Raw genomic sequence first — 17,512 nt, forward strand, 5'->3', positions numbered from 1 at the left:
TACAAGGCTGTGGGTAGCGCCTTCAGCACCGATGCCGAGCGCAGCCGCCAACTGGAATCGGGTGACCGTGCCTGGCATCGATCGGGCCAGCGACGCGCACTGCGCATCCCAGCTTTTCGAGCGCGGCGAAGACGCCGCCGTGTTCCTGCCGTTCGGCCCGGTAATGGGCGGGAATACGGTCGGTCGATAACGCGCGGCTCCTTGGTGCCGGTCCGCGCGCGAGTTCTCGTCCTCCAGTATAGGCAGAGGTCCATACGATGCAAGGCATTGCCGGACCGGTCCGAAGCCATCGACCGGGCGTTCAGCATATCGATTTCCGAAACAATCCATTTCCCGGCGCACCGTTTCTGCTTCTACAGGCGCTGCCTAGAATGGCTCCATGTCGCCGCCAACGCGACTTGCGGGACCAACTCGCTCACCCTATACCTGTCAACTGGTTCCCGCCCGGAACCCACCGGAGAATGCTATGCGTTACCTGACCAACGAGCTTGCCTGCCCCACCCTCGGGCTCTTACGGAGCCTGCTCGGTTCCCTCATCGTGCTGGCGCTGCCTCCCGGCGCGGGCACGGCCCTCATCGGGCTGGCGACGGCCCTGGCCTGGCGGCTGCCAGCGTTGTTCCCGGGACTGACCCGCACACCGGCGTCCCGGAGTGCCACAGCCTGTAGAACCGCTTGACGATGCCAACCGATCGGCGGATAAAGGACATATCCTTTCCGCATGGGAGTCGCCATGGTCACGGTAACGACGAACGAGGTCATGCAGGGCTTGCGAGATAGCGAATTCATCCTTCACTACCAGCCCAAAGCGTCCTTGATCAGTAACCGCATCGTTGGGGCCGAAGCGCTGGCGCGCTGGCAGCGCCCTGACGGCGTGCTGCTCCCGCCTGGCGCCTTTATCCCGGTAGCAGAGCGCTCCGGCCTGATCAATCGCTTGACGCTGCAACTGCTGCCGAAGCTGATGGATGACCTTGCAGCAAAAGGGATCAGCAGCGACATGTGCGTCTCGTTCAACGTCACGGCGCCGGACCTCGAAGACGACGTGCTGACGGAACAGATTCTTGCCAGCGCGGCACAAGGCAGCTTGCCGGCGGGCTCGCTCGAACTCGAGATCACCGAGACCCAGGCCATGCAGGCCGGGCACAGGATGGTGCGCAATGTCGATGCGCTGGCCGAGGCGGGTATTGGGCTTGCAATGGACGACTACGGCGTCGGCTACTCCTCCATCGATACCCTCAGCCAGTGGCCGTTTACCAGCATCAAGCTGGACCAGGGCATCGTCGGCCGCATGCTGAATTCAACCAAGAACGCCACCATCGTTCGCTCCTCGATCCGGCTCGGGCACGAACTCGGACTGCATGTGGTCGCCGAGGGTGTCGAGACGTCCGAGCAGCATGACTTCCTGGTCGAGGCTGGCTGCGAAATCGCGCAAGGCTACCTGGTGAGCCACCCGCTGCCCCTGGCAGAATTCGATGTGTTCCGACATAACATTGGCAAATGCCGGGGCATGCCGATAGGGCTGGTCCACATGGCCATCGTCGACCACGTTCAATGGCGGCGTCAGATGGTCAGTTACGCGATCCAGCGCAGCGCTCTCCCAGCAGATTCCCCGCTCCGGCAGATGGAGGGCTATCCCCCCCTTTGTCTAACCAAATGTGCGCTTGGCAAATGGTATATCGGCGATGGGCGCTATTTTGCCGATACACCCATGTATCAGGCCATTGACGCGCCGCACCGGAGCCTGCACGATGTAGGGGGACAACTCGTCGGCCGTATTCGCGCAGGCGCAGAGCTTAATGATATTGTCCCTCTGCTGTATGAACTAAAACAGGTCTCTACTATCTTGATACGGCTTCTCGAAGATATCGAGGACGCCGGCCTGCTGGCTCTATATACGAGTCCTCCCGCGCAGTGCACGCACATGGACTTGGGCGGCGCAGGATCAATCCGAACTTCCCACTGATAGGCACCGACAGGGCTGGCGATCCAGCGCTGCGTGCGTGCGCAGAACGCGTCCGTCAACTGGATAGGCATGCGGCCCCCTATCAAATGGCACCTCAGTTTCGGCAAGCGAAATACTGAATTGAGACCCCCACCATTTTTCTCCTTCACGACCTTCCCTAGAATGGATTCATCTGCTGCACGGTTCTCGCAATCAAATGCGTGATCGATAGCAGGCCCGGCAGGCGCCAAATTTCGCAGTCTGGCACAGCGCATAAGAACTTCATTCAACTGATTCATCCACAGGAGAAACATGATGCACATCATCCGCACTCTCGCCCCTTTCGCAGCAGCGATCACCCTTGTCTTCGCTTCCCATGCTACCCACGCGGCGCCGGCCGCGGCTCCCGCCAAGGCCGCACCTAACGTAGCCAGTACTGCCGGCGTCAGCTACCGCACCGTCAAGGTCGATGGCGTGAATATTTTCTACCGTGAAGCCGGCCCGAAGGATGCCCCGACCATTCTGCTTCTGCATGGCTTCCCAACCTCATCGCAGATGTTCCGCAACCTGATTCCGCTGCTGGCTGACCGTTACCATGTTATCGCGCCGGATTATCCGGGCTATGGGCAAAGCGACATGCCCGCGATGAAGGACTTCACGTACAGCTTCGACAACCTGGCCAAGGTGGTCGACAAATTCACCGAAGCCGTGGGCGTGACCAAGTATGCGATGTACGTGCAGGATTACGGTGCGCCGATCGGTTTCCGCATCGCCGCTGCGCATCCCGAACGTGTCACCGCCATCGTCGTGCAAAACGGTAATGCTTACGATGAAGGTATTGACAACGACTTCTGGAAGCCCATGAAGCAATATTGGGCGGACAAGTCCGAAGCCAATGGCGCGAAACTGCGACCCTTGTTCGAACTGGGCGCCACCAAATGGCAATATACGGAAGGCGCGCGCGATGTTACGCGGATTAGTCCCGATGCCTGGACCGTGGACCAGGCCTATATGGACCGCCCCGGCAACAAGGACATCCAGCTCGAACTGTTCTACAGCTATGGCAGCAATCCGGGGCATTACGCGCAGTGGCAGTCCTATTTCCGCAAGCATCAGCCACCCATGCTGATTGTCTGGGGGAAGAACGACAAAATCTTCCCACCGGCTGGCGCCAGCCCTTACTTGCGCGACCTGCCGAAGGCGCAACTGCACCTTCTCGATACCGGTCACTTCGCGCTCGAAGAAGACAGTGCCAAGATCGGCGCCCTGATGCGTCCCTTCCTGGCCAAAGCCATGCGCAAATGATCCGGACGGCCGGCAGCTGCGAGGCTTGCCGGCCACATCAGGATGCGACGCCAGCCCATTCTGGCGTCTGAAGTCACCCAGGTACCTGATCGTCGCCGCGCAACGAACCGCGAAATTCCTCCTTCGGACTCATGACCACACTTGCTGAACTTGAAGCAGTACTCACCGTCGCGCGCATGCGCAGCTTCCGCGCGGCTGCTACCTCACTTGGCGTCTCGACTTCCGCTGTCAGCCATACGGTTGCCGGGCTAGAGGGGCGGTTGGGTACGCGTTTGTTCAATCGGACGACCCGCAGCGTGGCAGTAACGGACGCCGGCGCCGAGTTCATGGCTGTAATTGCACCGGCGCTCCTGGACATTCGGCGTGCGATGGAAACGGCGGGCAGCAGCAGCGGCCAGCCATCGGGTACGCTTCGCATCAACACCTCCGCGGCCGCCGCCTTGCGCTGCATGCCCTTGTTCATGGAGTTCGCCGCCCGCTATCCGGCGGTGCATCTCGACATCGTGACCGAAGGCCGGCTGATCGACATTGTCGCCGGTGGCTATGATGCCGGCATCCGGCTTGCACAGAGTGTTCCGCAAGATATGATTTCAATACAGATCGAACCGGCATTGCGCTACGTCGTCGTCGGTACACCGGCTTTGATCGAGACAATCGGTGCGCCAGCCACCCCAGCCGACTTGCGCACCAAACCGTGTATCCGGATGCGCATGCCCAGCGGCGCACTCTATCGCTGGGAATTCATGGCCAACGGCCTACCAGTCGAGATCGACGTGAGCGGGATGCTGACCTTCGACAATCCGGCTCTGGCAAGGGAAGCCGCACGCGGGGGACTGGGCCTGGCTTACCTCGCGGAGTGGCACGTCGCAGAGGACATCTCTAGCAGACGTCTGGAGCAGGTGCTCGACGATGCCACCCTCGAGGTCGAGGGACTATGCCTCTACTACCCTGGGCGACGGCACGTCTCACCCAGTCTTCGGGCACTGGTGGACCTGGGGCGCGACCGGTTTCGTGCCAACGAGCGCCCACGTGTTGACCGGTAAGAAGCATCAGGTAGCGCAAACCGCTCCAGATACCTACAACAAAACCCCGGCTCGCCAACATGTGCCCGATACATGTGCCGCGTCTGATGGTGGCTTCCACCAGCCGCGAGGTGTTCCTTGTCCAATACGATCGATTTCGTTCTGGCCTTCTTGGCCGGCGCTGCCACTATTGCGTCACCCTGCGTTCTCCCCGTACCGCCCGTAATGCTGAACGCCTCCGTGCCACAGCAGGGCCGCACACGGCCGCGGATGATCGTCCTGGGATTCGTCATCGCGTTCCCGTCGTTCGCGATGGCGCTCGGTTCGCTGTCGGCAGCAGTTGAAATAGCACAAGAGACCCTGCGCCAAGCGGCCCTTGTGCTGCTTGCCTTGTCCGGACTGTTGCGCGTTTGGTCGCTGCCGTTCGACTGGCTTGTCGCCCGCACGCGCAGATGAATGGTCCCGCCGAGCCAGGACCGGGTAGTACACAGCGATGTAGAAGGAAGCGCCTTCATGATCGGACTGTCGCCAGGAGCGGTGTGGACGCCGTGCGCCGGTCCAGTGCTTGCTTCCATCCTCGCACAGGTCGTGCGGGCAGGTGATCCCGGGCGCTCTGCCCTGCTGGTATCCCTGTATGCCCTCGGCGCTGCCCTGCCCAAGGGCTCCGGAATGCGAGCTCGCTAGGGATGATTGTGCTTACCTGGCTTTTCCGAAATAATGCCTGTGCAAGACCTTTTGGGGTTTATACTTTTTTTCGTCAGGAGAACAGTCATCGACCAAATCCACCTCATGCAAGTGTTCGTGACGGTTGGCGAAGAAAGCGGATTTGCCTCTGCCTCGCGCAAACTGGACGTCTCTCCGGCTGCGGTCACGCGTGCGATCGGAGCTCTCGAAGAGCAGCTAGGCGTGCGGCTGTTGCTCCGAACTACGCGAAATGTCCGCATGACGGACGCCGGGCGCCAGTATTTCGACTCCGCCCGCGCAATCCTGGCCAGCATAGCCGAAGCCAATGAAGCTGTTTCGGGCACCAATAGCCAGCCGCAGGGTACGCTGGCGATCACAGCGCCAATACTTTTCGGCCGAATGATGGTGCTGCCTTGCATTGTCGAATATATGCGGCAGTATCCTCAGGTCGAGGTTACCGCGCAGTTCCTGGACCGAGTGGTCAATGTTGTTGAGGAAGGCATCGACGTCGCCATCCGGATTGGCCATCTGCCCGATTCCGCCTTGCGCGCCACCCGCGTCGGCCAGGTGCGACGCGTCCTGTGCGCCGCACCGAGCTACCTCGAGGCCTCCGGCATTCCATCCCATCCCTCCGATCTGCTGCAGCATACGGTGGTGTCCTCGAGTGCCGTGTCCCCTAGGGTCGAATGGCGGTTCGGGCGCGACCCGGAGCCATTCACCGTCAGGATGAAGCCGCGCCTGACCGTTACCAGCAACGATGCGGCACTGTCGGCAGCGATTGCCGGAGTTGGCATCACCCGGCTGTTTTCCTACCAGGTGGCGGACGCGGTTAATACGGGCCAGCTGCGCCTCCTGCTCGAGGACTTCGAGGAAGCGCCGTGGCCGGTGCAGGTGGTACATCGCGAGGGGAAGTACGGTTCCCTGAAAATCCGCAGGTTCATCGACGGTATCGTCGAACACTTGCGGACCCATCCCAGTCTCCAGCCCTAGCCTGCCGCTTGGCTGCCGGCTGTCATCGAATGTATCGAGCTGTCGCGCTTCTGTCGCGGGACGCTGGTTCCCAGGCGCGGCAGGTAAAATCGCCTCCCCCGGGGACCGCCCCACCGACCACAAGGATGACATGAAGCTCCAACAACGATGGATCGCGCGGACAGTGCTGCTGCTCGCGGCGCTCGGATGCGGCGCGAGTGTATCGGCCAGCGTCGATACCACTGCGAAACCAGGCGGCGTGTATCCGCTTAAACCCGGGATCTACGTGGCCCGCGGCACCGAGTGCGCAGCGCCTGCCAATGCCGCGATCCGACAGTACGACGGCCGTGGCATCAGTACGACGCACACCCACACATGCAGGGCCAAGGTGCTGGCGCTCAAGGCCGGCCGCGCCACAGTCGACCAGAGCTGCGTCGGCACCAAAATGGGGGCAAAGCGCAGGGAGGTGCAGCGCCAGCTGGTGACCGTCCATGACGCCCTGACATTCACGCAGACCGTCAAGGGCAGGTCGACGACCTACCGCTATTGCGCGCCGTACCAGCTGCCGCGCGCTGTACGACATTCGTTGCATTGAGCTTGCCGCGCCAGGCTCAAGCAGGCAGAGATGCCAGCTTGCCAGCGCGCTTCAGACCGCATCCTGAGCGCGGGACGCCCGCGTCCTCAATCGCCATTTCAGCCTGGGGCCAGACCCCTTACGGCAAAACGGATCACGCTGGTGCGGCAGTGCCCGGAATCTAGCGTTCAGACCAGGGATACGCCGTCGAGTCCTGGCGTGTTGGCAAAGACACCGCTCATAAATTCGATGAAGGCGGAGGCCCGCCGTGGAAGCAGACGCTCAGCCGAATACAGCGCATTAAGAGGTGTGCCGGCCGCGGCATAATCTACCAGTAGCGCCGTCACCTCGCCACGCTCGAGTTCGGCGGCAAGCATCCATGAGGGAAGATATCCGATGCCCATGTCGCGTAATACCGCGCGACGGATGCCCTCCAGGCTGTTAAGCCTTAGGCGACCGCTCACATGGACGTCGCCGCTGCTGAACGGCCAGCGTCCGCTTGCGCTGCCGCTGCCCAGCAATGTGTAAATCAGGCACTCATGCTGCAGCAAGTCGGAAGGGACGGCTGGCCTGCCATGCTGCGCTATATAGGCCGTGCTCGCCACGCAGATGCGCTCGGATGTTCCGACCCGGCGCGCGCGCAGCGCGCTATCCTTCAATGCCCCGCCGCGCAGCGCGATATCGACACCTTCCGCCACTAAGTCGATGTAGCCGTCACTAAGTCGCAGCTCGACTTCCACGTCAGGATAGCGCGCAAGGAAGGCCGGCATGGCCCCCATCACTACCTCCGTACCCAGGCTTTCCGCGCAAGACACCCGCAGGAGTCCATGCGGGTTCTTTTCTCCGCGCGCATCTGACTCTGCCTGCGCAATGACATCGAGAGCGTGACGCGCCTGGGCGTAATAGCTTTGTCCTTCGGGCGTCGTGGCCAGCCGGCGGGTCGAACGGTGCAGGAGCCGGGTATCGAGCAACTTCTCGAGCGATGCGATGTGCCTGCTGACGTTGGGTTGACCGATCTGCAGTTCCCGCGCCACCGCAGAAAAGCTTCCCGTCTCCACGGCCCGTACGAAGCAATGCATCCAGAGTAATTTATCCAATTTGAGAGTCCCTCACACAATTCATGCAGTCAGAGCATAAATCATATGCGTCCGGCCTGTCTTCTGCCTCGCCTTCCTTCGCCCCACACTAGAACCTGTGCTCAATGTCGGGCGCATATTGAAATCCATCCTCAGGGGAAAATCCATGTCACTGAAACTTGCAGGAAAAGTAGCGGTCGTTACCGGCGGAAGCACCGGTATCGGCCTAGCCATCGCCAAGCGTTTCGTCACCGAAGGCGCGACCGTCTACATCACCGGCCGTCGTCAGGCGGAACTAGATGCCGCGGCCGCGGCCATCGGTGGCGCCGCCACCGGCGTGCGGGTCGACTCGGCCGACGTCGGCCAGTTGCAGGCGCTGTACGAGCGGATCAAACAGGAGCATGGCAAGCTCGACGTCCTCGTGGCCAATGCCGGCGGCGGCTCCCTGCTTCCGATGGGGCAGATCACCGAAGCGCACTACGAGGACACCTTCTCACGCAATGTGAAAGGCACCCTGTTCACCGTGCAGGAAGCGCTGCCCTTGATGAGCCCTGGCTCATCGGTGATCATGACCGGCTCCACCGCCGCCAGCGGCGGTACCGAAGCGTTCAGCGTGTATGCCGCCTCGAAGGCCGCGGTGAGGGCGTTTGCCCGGAACTGGATCGTCGACCTGAAAGGCAAGGGCATTCGCGTGAACACGCTCAGCCCGGGCCCAATCAAGACACCAGGGCTGGTCGAGCTGGTTGGCACCGATCCGGATCAGCAGCAAGGTTTCCTCGACCATCTGGCGTCCTTGATTCCGATGGGCCGGGTAGGCGACCCGGACGAGGTCGCGAAGGCGGCGGTCTTCCTCGCATCCGATGACGCCAGTTTCGTCAATGGTATTGAACTGTTCGTGGATGGTGGTATGCGCCAGATCTGACGCTCAACTAAGCCCAGAGACCGTCACCGGTGAGTCGCGGCAAACCGGCGCGGCAGACAACGGAGGTGCGATGCAAACTTCAGGGAACGGCCATCAGCGTATGATGTTCTCCGCGTCTGCTTTGGGCCGAACCCGGCCGTCGAGCTCAGCATAGCAGTTCGCCACAGCCGAAAAATCGCAGACTGTCACGAACGGCAGAAACCCACTTATCGCGACCGTTCATTCTTTGACAGTGCTAGGCTCCTTCGTCTGGATTGATTCTTCCAGCCTTCAGCGTTCGACGGCTCCCAATGGCCTAGGCTGTGTAAAAACGCAAAGTGGACAGCATGCCGGCGACAACCGGCCTCTCAGAACGTTCTCCAAGGCGTTTTCTCAAAGTCGGGAATGGTAAGAGACCCTGAAAACACGCTGGTCGTATTTTTATACAGTCTGTGCCGGGTGCAGTCGCCCTGACTGGTCAATCTATGGCTGGCCCACCTTCGTGGGCCAGCTAGCTTGACTTAAACTTCAGTCTGTTCAGCGATCTCAAGTGCATCGTCGAACGGTGAAGAATGGCCGATATAGCCTGAGTGTTAAGGCCGGTTGACCCTCGTCACCGCCAAGAACGGCCAAGAGCGGCCGTTGACGAAGATGATTTGCTTGTTCACGGTATCTCCAGGTCGAAGGTGGTGTGGATGGGCTGCTCCACTGTCACGACGAACAAGGGCATCGAAAATCGACATGGCGATGAACAATCGCATGCCATTTCGCTCGCCCCATTCTGTCGACCGCGAAAAAGGTCGACCTGGGCAAGTCAGGCAGGGGCCGTGACTGAACGTCAGACCTGGCCCTGACGTTGCGGCGCTCGCCCTATCCAGGAAAGACACCGGCGCGCGTGAAGGGTGCGTGCCGGGGCAGCAACTTGCCCGCGCCCATCAGCCACAGTGAGTATGCTGCCACGATACCGACGACGCCATTGGCCAACAGGAACAGCCAAGGCGCCAGGGTTTGCGCAATGTCGAGTCCACCTGCAGCCAGCTTCCAGGCGCCGGTCGACAGGGCGGTGATACCGAAGGCAAAGCTCCAGAACGCCGGGCCGAACCCGCCGGCGAGCAGCCAACGCAGGAGCCGGGCCGCGAGCAGCAGTTGCGCCAGGGCGTAGCCGAACAGGATCAAGGCCAGATGGGCGGGCACGGCGTCCCAGGCGGCAAACAGCGCAAGCAGGCCCACAGACGGCGGGGCCAGCTGGACGCCGAAGCTGGCGCGCATGGCCGGCGGCATGGCGTCGCCGTGCATCATCCGATTGAGCAAGACCGACTCGAGTGCCAACCACGCCAGCAGGCCGGCGCCGAAGAACAGCTGCGCCAGCGTTTGCCAGCCAAAGGCCGCGGCCCCGATCGCGCCGACAAAGCCGGCTGCCACGGTGGGGATATACAGCGCTGCCGTCGCCGTCCCTGCGGCCCGCCCTCCCTGCATCATGTTTCCCTGCTGCCAAACGCTGAGCACGACGGCGCCCGTCATGGCCAGCACATACAGTGCGCGCGCCGGCGTGGCGGCATAGGGCTGCAGCAGCATCGCAACCAGCATGCTCGACACCGGGATCATCATCAGGAAGTTCCCCTGGACAGGATGCCCGGCCTCCTCCCGTGCCTGCGCCGGCAGCACGGCCCACTTGGCGAGATACAGCACCAGGCCAGCCAGCCAGGCCAGCACGGCAACTGCCGTCAAGGCCATCGCCGGCCAGGCCGGCATGTTCCATACGGAAGCGGAGGCCCGCCAGGCGCTGGCCAGGCCGGCGATGCCAAGAATCGACCCGAAGAGGGATGCGGGCATTAGGACCTGCAGTTTCATGTGAAGCTCCTGTATGGCAGGCCGCAGGCCTGCCTGTTGGTTGTCGCGGAGAGGGGCGCGGCGCCGTTCGGGCTCAGTAAGGCTTATTTGGAAGGAACTTGCCGTTGAGCGTGATGACGGTGCGATCGCCGCCGTCCGGGTCGGCTTCCTTCCTGATGTCGAGGCGGAAGTTGATGGCGCTGATGATGCCGTCCCCGAACTGCTCGTGGACCAGCGCCTTGAGCGTGGTGCCGTAAATCTGCACCATCTCGTAGAAGCGGTAGATGGTCGGATCGGTCGGTACGCCGCCTGGAATACTGCCGCGCATCGGCACCGCCTGAAGCTGCCTGACGTCGGCATCGTCCAGGTCCAGGCGCTGTGCGACGCTGGCCGCGGCGGCGTGCGGCAGCGCGTGCTGGCCCAGCAGCGCGGCGGTGACATAGGCCACGCTCAAACCCGTCCCGTCGGCAAGGCTCGCCCAGGACAGGTCCTTGAGGGCTTTATTGGTAATGACGCGGGCGGTCAGTTCGGTGCGGGCGTCTTGCGTAAGGTTCGATTGCAGCATGGAGATGTCCTTTGAAGATGATTGGATGCGTTCACGCGACACGGCGCGACGCCTGTGCGGGCGTGGCGACCGCGTAGGGGTGAGACTCGAGCGGCACGAAGCGGCGGACCGTGCCGTCGAGTGCTTCGACCGCGCCGGTTTCGATGTCGTAAACCAAGCCATGAAGGCTGAGGCTGCCCTGCTCCAGGGCGAGTGCGACGGTCGGGTGGGTACGCAGGTTGGCCAGCTGGGCGATGACGTTCTCGTGCACCATCGACGCTACCTTGGCTGCCTCGTCGGCATGCTTCCTTGCCCGGCTGACCGCCTTGGCGGCGTCGGCATGGCGCAGCCAGCTCGACACTGCCGGCAAGTGGTCCATGCAGGTGCACTTGGCAATCGCCGTCATCGCCCCGCAATCCGAATGGCCGCACACCACGATGTCGGCGACGCCCAGCACCGCGACGGCGTATTCGACGGTGGCGGTGACGCCGCCCGGCTCGGCGCTGTAGGAAGGGACGATGTTGCCGGCGTTGCGGATCACGAAGACGTCGCCGGGATCTTGCTGGGTCAGCAATTCCGGAACGACGCGGCTGTCCGAACAGGTAATGAAGAGGGTGTTGGGCCGCTGGCTGTGCGCGAGTTTTTTAAACAAGGCCGACATTCCCGGAAAGGTCTGCTGGCGAAACTTCAGTGCGCCTTGTACGAACGATTTCATCGCTGCTCCTGGTACGTGGATGCTGCCTTGCGGGCTGCAGTGATGCCATCATCCTCAGTTCCGGTGCGGCCGTCCAAGACCGGTTTAGAATAGCGACGATAAGAAAAACCAATGGTGACGTCATGGAACTGCGCTCGCTTCGATACCTGATCGCCGTTGCCGAGCACGGTAACTTCACGCGGGCCGCAGAGGCCCTGCACCTGTCGCAGCCTGCGCTGTCGCAGCAGATCCTGCAGATGGAAGAGCGCCTGGGGGCTGCCCTGTTCGACCGCAGCGGGCGCAAGGTCGTCGTCACCGATGCGGGGCAAGTGTATATCGCGCATGCGCGGCGCGCCCTGGCCGAGCTGGAATCGGGCCGCCGGGCGATTCACGACGTGCACGACCTGTCGCGAGGCCTGGTGCGCCTGGCGATGACGCCGACCTTCACCGCCTACCTGGCCGGCCCGCTGGTCGCCGCGTTCCGCGACCGTCATCCCGGCATCACCGTGAAGGTCCATGAGATGTCGATGGACACGATCGCCGCAGCGGTCGAGGCCGACGAAGTCGATCTCGGCATCGCCTTCGAGCTCGCGCGCTCGGCCGACATCGACTGCCTGCCGGTATTCTCGGAACAACTCAGTGCCGTCGTCGCCGACAATCACCCGTGGGCCGGGCGGCCGCAGGTCGAGGCCGCGGCGCTGGCCGAGGTCGAACTGGGATTGCTCAGCGCCGATTTCGTCACCCGGGTGCACGTCGACCGCTACTTGCAGGCGCAGCGGCTGGCGCCGACCGTGGCGGTCGAGGCCAATACGATCAGCGCGCTGGTGGAAATCGTCCGGCACAGCCGCCTGGTTACCATCCTGCCGGAGGCCATCGCGGCCCGTGCGCCGGGTCTGCGCAACCTCGCGCTTGTGCCCGCGCCGGCGCCGCGCACGGTGCGCTTGTTACGGCGTAAAGACGCCTACCAGAGCGCGGCGGCGCGCGCGCTGATGGAGATGATCATGCGCGACGCCGCGCAATGGAGCATGTAGACGCCTGCCCGTCCATGTGACCGTGCCGGCCAGGCCTTGAAGGGTAGCGGGCCGGTCTTATTCCTGGTGCGTGTAGGCGCCCAGGTAGTCGCTCTTGCCGATGCTCACGCCCTGGTGGCGCAGGATGTCGTAGGCCGTCGTCACATGAAAGAAGAAATTCGGCAAGGTAAAGCTGAGCAGGTAGCCTTGCGCGGTGAACACCGGGCCGGTCGCCGTCCAGTTGAGCTTGATTTCGCGTCCGAAGCTGGCGTCGATCGCGGCGGTGTCCACGCTCTCCATGTAGGCGATGGTCGCCGCGATACGTTGCCGCAGTTGCGCGAAGGTGGTCTCGTCGTTGGCGAACACCGGGCCGGTCACGCCGCCCAGGCGCTGGATCGCCAGCTTGGCGGTGTCGCAGGCCGACTGCACCTGCGCCGACAGCGGCAGCATGTCCGGCGCCAGGCGCGCGGACAGCAAGGCTTCCGGCGCCACGCCGGCCGCAGCGGCGTGCGCCTCGCCCTTGTCCAGCAGCGCGCCCAGCACGGTCAAGCCGCGTACCAGCACCGGTACGGATAGTTCCGACATCGTCATCGTCATGTGCATCATTCCTGATCAATAAAAAAACTGTGAGGCCCGGCTGGCGCCCTTGGCCATGGGGGAGACACCCTCGAGTATGCCGTCCCGGCGCCGCGCCGATAAGGGCGGCGCCGCGCATATCACCTATGCGCTGCCTGCATGGAAAGGATCGCGCCGTCCCATCTGGTATGCCGATTTGCCGGCCAACTGGCCCTGTTTTATTGCCGAGAAGCAGCGAATAATGCAGGCACTCCAACCCGCTTGCTGCTCCCGCCCGCCATGTCCGACCTGTCCCTTCCCCTGTCACCGGCCCTGCCCGATCCATCGGCGCAGACTGCGGATTACCCTGCAGCCGATCACGCAAGCTGCAGCCCGCTGGAGGAGAGCATCACCCTCGACCGCGATGGACTGCTGCTCGCCATGGGCAAGGGCGTCGAGCGCATGATGGGCTTTGCAGCTCCCCTGCAGCCGGGCCTGCTTCTTGGGCGCAGCTGCAGCGACCGTGCCTTCGTCGACGCCGTCGCCTTCGGCACCGCGGCGCAGGCCCCGCACCGCACCATGCTGGTGCGCCAGGGACTGGACGGCAAGCTGCGCCATGTGCTGATGAAAGTCGTGCCGGTCGGACCCGCGCCCCTGCCCGTCCTGGTGCTGTTGAGCGACGCCACGCGCCAGGTGCAGCGCGAAGACGACTTGCTGGCGGCCTGCCGCGTACTCGACGGCATCTCCGAGGCGGTGCTGCTGGTCGACATGGCGAATTTCAGGGTGCGCCAGGCAAATGCGGCGGCACTGATCATGCTGGGACTGGACAGCGGCGAACTGCCGTCCCTGCAGTTCGACCAGTTGTGCGCCCGGCTGCGCGCCGAGGACGGCAGCACGCCGACGCTGGCGCAACTGGCAGCGCAAATCAATCCGAGCGAATACGATTGCCGGCGTGCGGACGGCAGCGCCCTGAACGTGGAAGTGCGCGTGGAGCGCATGCGCCTGGCCAGGCGTGACCTGCTGTCGGTCGTGATCCGCGACGTCAGTCAACGCGTCCAGGCGCTGGCCCAACTGCGCGCCGCCAGCTCGCGCTGCGCCATCACATTCAGCCAGGCGGCCACCGGCCTGGCGCACGTCTCGATCGATGGGCGCTGGATCAAGGTCAACCACAAGCTCACCTCGATCGTCGCCTACTCGGAACAGGAGCTGCTGTCCATCCCGGCAAGAGAGATCACCCACCCGCAGGACCGCGCCTCCGACGTCATGGTCTACCAGCGCATGCTGGCAGGCGAACTCATGTATTCGACGCGCGAGAAGCGCTTGCGGCGCAAGGACGGCAGCCACGCCTGGGTCAGCGTCACCAGTTCGATCGCCTACGACGAGCAGGGCGCTCCGTCCCACTACATCTGCATGATCGAGGACATCGACGAGCGCAAGCGTGCCGATGAGCGCATGCGCCACCTGGCCCTGCACGACGTGCTGACCGGCCTGCCCAACCGCGCCGGCCTGCACGGCTACCTCGGCCAGGCGCTGGAGGCGGCCGCCAGGGCTGGGGGCCGTCTCGGCATCGTGTTCCTCGACATGGACAAGCTCAAGTCCATCAACGACACCCACGGCCACGAAGAAGGCGACCGCGCCCTGGTCGGCTTCGCCCAGCACCTGCAGCAGGTGGTGCGCAGTGGCGACCTCGTAGCGCGCCTGGGCGGCGACGAATTCGTGATCGTCCTGAACGACGTCTCCCGGCGCGCCGACATCGACGCCACGCTCCAGCGCACGCTGCTGGCCCGCCCCCCGGCCGGCGCATCGTGCAGCATCGGCGTGAGCATCTTTCCGGACGACGGCCGCGACGCGCAGACCCTGATCCGTCACGCCGACCTGGCCATGTACCGCGCCAAGCAGCGCGGCGGCAGCGCCTATGCCTACTACTCGGCCATGCCGGAGGGGGACGCCTCCTTCCCCGCCATGCAGCCCATCCCTCTGGAATAAGAACATGACCACGCCGCTCGGCACCCTCCTTCTCGACCATCGGCTGCGCGCCGTCTTCCAGCCGATCGTCGCAACGGCCGACCTGAGTATCGTCGGCTACGAAGCCCTGATCCGCGGCCCCGCGGGTTCGGACCTGGAATCTCCCGCCGCCCTGTTCGCCACCGCCCGCCGGGAGAACCGGCAGCGCGAACTCGAATACGCCTGCCTGCGCACGATCTGGACGGCGTTCAGACGGCTCGACCTGCCCGGCAAGCTGTTCGTCAACGTCAGCGCCAGCCTGCTGCTCGCGCCCGACGCGGCGGGCCCGGAGCTGGAACAGGTGCTGGTGTCCCTGGACGTCGATCCGACCCGCGTCGTGATCGAAATCACCGAGGAACAGGCGGTGCACGACTACCCGCGCCTTCACGAGGTGACCCGCCGCCTGTCGAGCCTGGGTTACGAGATGGCCATCGACGACCTCGGCGCCGGCTACGCCTCGCTGCGCCTGTGGCTGGAGCTGCAGCCGGCCTGCGTCAAGCTCGACAACGCGTTCGTGCAGGGCAGCGACGGCGATGTGCTCAAGCGCTGCTTCCTCGAGGCGGTGCAGCAGCTGGCGTCGTGCTCGCAGGCGCGGGTGATCGCCGAGGGCGTCGAAACATTCCAGGAACTCGACACCCTGCGCCGCCTCGGCATCGCCTACGCCCAGGGCTTCTACATCGCCCGCCCATCGGCCACGCCGCCGCTGCGCATCAACCTGTCCTGAGCCGGCGCGCCGGCCGGCCGCACCTCCCGGCGCCGCGTACGCAGGCAGGCGCTCGTTCGCCCGCGCGTATTTCCCACCATTTTTTACACTGGAGCCCCATGAAATCCCTGTCGATCCGTGCCCGCCTGATCCTGTCGATGACGGTCATGGCCGGGCTGCTGGTCCTGAGCGCGGCCCTGGCCATCCTCGGCCTGTCGCGCGCCAACGCCAATCTCGAGGAGATGTACACCAACCAGCTGGCCTCGGCCTCGGCGCTGGGCGAGTCGGTCGCCTACCTGCTGCGCGCGCGGACCGCCTTCGACCGCGTCGTGCTCGATCCTGACTCTGGCGAAAGCCAGGGATCGCTCGAGCGTGCGATCAGCTTCGGCGACAAGTCCAACGCCGCCTGGCGCAGGTACACCGCGCTGCCGGCCGATGCCGAAGAGCTCAGGCTCACCGAAGCCGTCCACGCCCAGCGCGCCATCTATATCCAGCAAGCGCAGCAACCTTTGGTGACCGCCCTGCAGGCCGGCCGCAACGACGAAGCGCGCTCGCTGGTATTGCACCGCATGGCGCCGATGTACAGCGCGCTGAGCGAAAAGATCGATGCGCTGGCGCAGTTCCAGACCAGCCGCGCGGAGGTCCTGTACCGGCAGAGCGCTGGAGGCTACCGCGAATTCCTGTGGTGGACCGGCGGCGGCCTGCTGCTGGGCCTGGTGACGGTCGTTGTCTCGGCAAGGAAGCTGTCTGGCGCAATCGTACGTCCGCTGGACACGGCGCTCGCCCACATGCGCGCCATCGGCGACGGCAAGCTCACGGGCAAGATCGCCGCCGGCAGGCAGGACGAGATGGGCCGCATGATGGCAGGCCTGGACCGGATGCAGGCCAGCCTGGTCGACACCGTCGCCGGTGTGCTGGCCGGCAGCCAGGCGATCGGCGGCGCCGCCCGTGAAATCGCGCAAGGCACGGCCTGCCTGTCGGAGCGCACCGAAACCCAGGCCGGCGCGCTGGAGGAAACCGCCTCGTCGATGGAGGAACTCACCGCCACCGTGCGGCAGAATGCCGCCAGCGCGCGCAAGGCGGCCGACCTGGCGCGCTCGGCCAGGGAAATGTCCGGGCACGGCAGCGCGCAGGTCGGCAAGGTGGCCGAGGTCATGCAGGAAGTCCTGGTCGCGTCGCGCCGGATCGAGGACATCACCGGCCTGATCGAAGGCATCGCGTTCCAGACCAACATCCTGGCCCTGAACGCGGCGGTGGAAGCGGCGCGCGCCGGCGAGCAGGGACGCGGCTTCGCGGTGGTCGCCGCCGAGGTGCGCACGCTGGCCCAGCGCTGCGCCAACGCCGCCAAGGATGTCGGCAGCCAGATCGCCAGCTCGGTCGAACTGGCCCAGTCCGGCGCCGGACTCGCACACGAAGCCGGCGCCAGCGTGCATGCCATCTTCGACAGCATCGAGGAAGTCAGCAGCATCGTCGCGGAGATCAGCAACGCCAGCCAGGAGCAGGCGGCGGGAATCGAACAGGTCAACGAAGCCATCGTGCAGATGGATCAGGTAACCCAGCAAAATGCGGCGCTGGTCGAGGAAAACGTCGCCGCCTCGGCGGCGCTGCGGGAACAGGCAGAGACGCTCGAGCGCATGGTCGGCCGCTTCGAGCTCGGCGCCGGGCCCAGCGCCCGGGAACGGGTCGCGCTGCTGTCCTGAAC

16 protein-coding genes are annotated in these 17,512 nt (G+C 64.2%); 11 read left to right on the forward strand and 5 right to left on the reverse strand.

Features of this window, described 5'->3' with window-relative positions; all coding sequences use genetic code 11:
* The first annotated feature begins 730 nt into the window (after positions 1-730).
* The 6 genes from HGB41_RS01210 to HGB41_RS01240 all read left to right on the forward strand — a co-directional run bounded on the left by HGB41_RS01210 (position 731) and on the right by HGB41_RS01240 (position 6,514).
* A complete protein-coding gene (locus HGB41_RS01210) occupies positions 731-1,960 on the forward strand; it encodes an EAL domain-containing protein (protein WP_171080274.1) in 1,230 nt (409 codons plus the stop codon).
* 294 nt (positions 1,961-2,254) lie between these two features.
* Positions 2,255-3,244, forward strand: coding sequence for an alpha/beta fold hydrolase (locus HGB41_RS01215; RefSeq protein ID WP_212760820.1), 990 nt, complete (start codon positions 2,255-2,257; stop codon positions 3,242-3,244).
* Positions 3,245-3,375: 131 nt separating this feature from the next.
* Positions 3,376-4,287: a LysR family transcriptional regulator gene (locus HGB41_RS01220; RefSeq protein WP_171080278.1), complete on the forward strand. Its 912-nt coding sequence runs from the start codon at positions 3,376-3,378 to the stop codon at positions 4,285-4,287.
* A 117-nt stretch (positions 4,288-4,404) separates the two neighbouring features.
* On the forward strand, positions 4,405-4,722 hold the full coding sequence (locus HGB41_RS01225) for a hypothetical protein (RefSeq protein ID WP_171080280.1): 318 nt from the start codon (positions 4,405-4,407) through the stop codon (positions 4,720-4,722).
* A 333-nt stretch (positions 4,723-5,055) separates the two neighbouring features.
* Positions 5,056-5,940, forward strand: a complete 885-nt coding sequence (locus HGB41_RS01235) for a LysR family transcriptional regulator (RefSeq protein WP_171080284.1) — start codon at positions 5,056-5,058, stop codon at positions 5,938-5,940.
* 130 nt (positions 5,941-6,070) lie between these two features.
* Positions 6,071-6,514, forward strand: a complete 444-nt coding sequence (locus HGB41_RS01240; RefSeq protein WP_171080286.1) for a hypothetical protein — start codon at positions 6,071-6,073, stop codon at positions 6,512-6,514.
* Between the two features lie 167 nt (positions 6,515-6,681).
* Here the strand turns inward: HGB41_RS01240 and HGB41_RS01245 are convergent, their stop codons facing one another.
* Complete coding sequence (locus HGB41_RS01245; protein WP_171080288.1) at positions 6,682-7,590, reverse strand: LysR family transcriptional regulator; 909 nt, start codon at positions 7,588-7,590, stop codon at positions 6,682-6,684.
* Between the two features lie 145 nt (positions 7,591-7,735).
* Between HGB41_RS01245 and HGB41_RS01250 the strand changes: the two genes are divergently transcribed.
* Positions 7,736-8,491, forward strand: a complete 756-nt coding sequence (locus tag HGB41_RS01250) for an SDR family NAD(P)-dependent oxidoreductase (protein WP_171081854.1) — start codon at positions 7,736-7,738, stop codon at positions 8,489-8,491.
* A gap of 849 nt (positions 8,492-9,340) precedes the next feature.
* Here the strand turns inward: HGB41_RS01250 and HGB41_RS01255 are convergent.
* The 3 genes from HGB41_RS01255 to HGB41_RS01265 form a co-directional block, all read right to left on the reverse strand.
* Positions 9,341-10,321, reverse strand: coding sequence for an SLAC1 family transporter (locus HGB41_RS01255; protein ID WP_171080290.1), 981 nt, complete (start codon positions 10,319-10,321; stop codon positions 9,341-9,343).
* Between the two features lie 73 nt (positions 10,322-10,394).
* A complete protein-coding gene (gene cynS / locus HGB41_RS01260; RefSeq protein WP_171080292.1) occupies positions 10,395-10,865 on the reverse strand; it encodes a cyanase in 471 nt (156 codons plus the stop codon).
* Positions 10,866-10,896: 31 nt separating this feature from the next.
* The gene (locus tag HGB41_RS01265; protein WP_171080294.1) at positions 10,897-11,559 is read right to left on the reverse strand and encodes a carbonic anhydrase; all 663 of its coding nucleotides are present in this window, start codon (positions 11,557-11,559) and stop codon (positions 10,897-10,899) included.
* A 122-nt stretch (positions 11,560-11,681) separates the two neighbouring features.
* Between HGB41_RS01265 and cynR the strand changes: the two genes are divergently transcribed.
* Entirely contained in the window at positions 11,682-12,569 is an 888-nt protein-coding gene (gene cynR, locus HGB41_RS01270) for a transcriptional regulator CynR (protein ID WP_171080296.1), read from the forward strand.
* Positions 12,570-12,626: 57 nt separating this feature from the next.
* On the opposite strand, the gene HGB41_RS01275 is transcribed toward cynR, so the two are convergent.
* The gene (locus HGB41_RS01275; RefSeq protein ID WP_171080298.1) at positions 12,627-13,145 is read right to left on the reverse strand and encodes a DUF1993 domain-containing protein; all 519 of its coding nucleotides are present in this window, start codon (positions 13,143-13,145) and stop codon (positions 12,627-12,629) included.
* Positions 13,146-13,403: 258 nt separating this feature from the next.
* Here HGB41_RS01275 and HGB41_RS01280 point away from each other — a divergent pair, with 258 nt between their 5' ends.
* The 3 genes from HGB41_RS01280 to HGB41_RS01290 all read left to right on the forward strand — a co-directional run bounded on the left by HGB41_RS01280 (position 13,404) and on the right by HGB41_RS01290 (position 17,510).
* Positions 13,404-15,089, forward strand: coding sequence for a diguanylate cyclase domain-containing protein (locus HGB41_RS01280; RefSeq protein WP_171080306.1), 1,686 nt, complete (start codon positions 13,404-13,406; stop codon positions 15,087-15,089).
* A gap of 4 nt (positions 15,090-15,093) precedes the next feature.
* Entirely contained in the window at positions 15,094-15,831 is a 738-nt protein-coding gene (locus HGB41_RS01285; protein WP_171080308.1) for an EAL domain-containing protein, read from the forward strand.
* 98 nt (positions 15,832-15,929) lie between these two features.
* Positions 15,930-17,510, forward strand: a complete 1,581-nt coding sequence (locus HGB41_RS01290; RefSeq protein WP_171080311.1) for a methyl-accepting chemotaxis protein — start codon at positions 15,930-15,932, stop codon at positions 17,508-17,510.
* The last annotated feature ends 2 nt before the right edge of the window (positions 17,511-17,512 follow it).

The organism is Telluria aromaticivorans, from assembly GCF_013003915.1.
GTDB lineage: Bacteria > Pseudomonadota > Gammaproteobacteria > Burkholderiales > Burkholderiaceae_D > Telluria > Telluria aromaticivorans.

Bases quoted from the DNA above. Each gene is read 5' to 3' on its own strand.
- cynS (WP_171080292.1), bottom strand. From the start codon at position 10,865: ATGCTGCAATCGAACCTTACGCAAGACGCCCGCACCGAACTGACCGCC.
- HGB41_RS01235 (WP_171080284.1), top strand. From the start codon at position 5,056: ATGCAAGTGTTCGTGACGGTTGGCGAAGAAAGCGGATTTGCCTCTGCC.
- HGB41_RS01240 (WP_171080286.1), top strand. From the start codon at position 6,071: ATGAAGCTCCAACAACGATGGATCGCGCGGACAGTGCTGCTGCTCGCG.
- HGB41_RS01220 (WP_171080278.1), top strand. From the start codon at position 3,376: ATGACCACACTTGCTGAACTTGAAGCAGTACTCACCGTCGCGCGCATG.
- HGB41_RS01265 (WP_171080294.1), bottom strand. From the start codon at position 11,559: ATGAAATCGTTCGTACAAGGCGCACTGAAGTTTCGCCAGCAGACCTTT.
- HGB41_RS01280 (WP_171080306.1), top strand. From the start codon at position 13,404: ATGTCCGACCTGTCCCTTCCCCTGTCACCGGCCCTGCCCGATCCATCG.
- cynR (WP_171080296.1), top strand. From the start codon at position 11,682: ATGGAACTGCGCTCGCTTCGATACCTGATCGCCGTTGCCGAGCACGGT.
- HGB41_RS01215 (WP_212760820.1), top strand. From the start codon at position 2,255: ATGCACATCATCCGCACTCTCGCCCCTTTCGCAGCAGCGATCACCCTT.
- HGB41_RS01210 (WP_171080274.1), top strand. From the start codon at position 731: ATGGTCACGGTAACGACGAACGAGGTCATGCAGGGCTTGCGAGATAGC.
- HGB41_RS01290 (WP_171080311.1), top strand. From the start codon at position 15,930: ATGAAATCCCTGTCGATCCGTGCCCGCCTGATCCTGTCGATGACGGTC.
- HGB41_RS01250 (WP_171081854.1), top strand. From the start codon at position 7,736: ATGTCACTGAAACTTGCAGGAAAAGTAGCGGTCGTTACCGGCGGAAGC.
- HGB41_RS01255 (WP_171080290.1), bottom strand. From the start codon at position 10,321: ATGAAACTGCAGGTCCTAATGCCCGCATCCCTCTTCGGGTCGATTCTT.
- HGB41_RS01285 (WP_171080308.1), top strand. From the start codon at position 15,094: ATGACCACGCCGCTCGGCACCCTCCTTCTCGACCATCGGCTGCGCGCC.
- HGB41_RS01275 (WP_171080298.1), bottom strand. From the start codon at position 13,145: ATGACGATGACGATGTCGGAACTATCCGTACCGGTGCTGGTACGCGGC.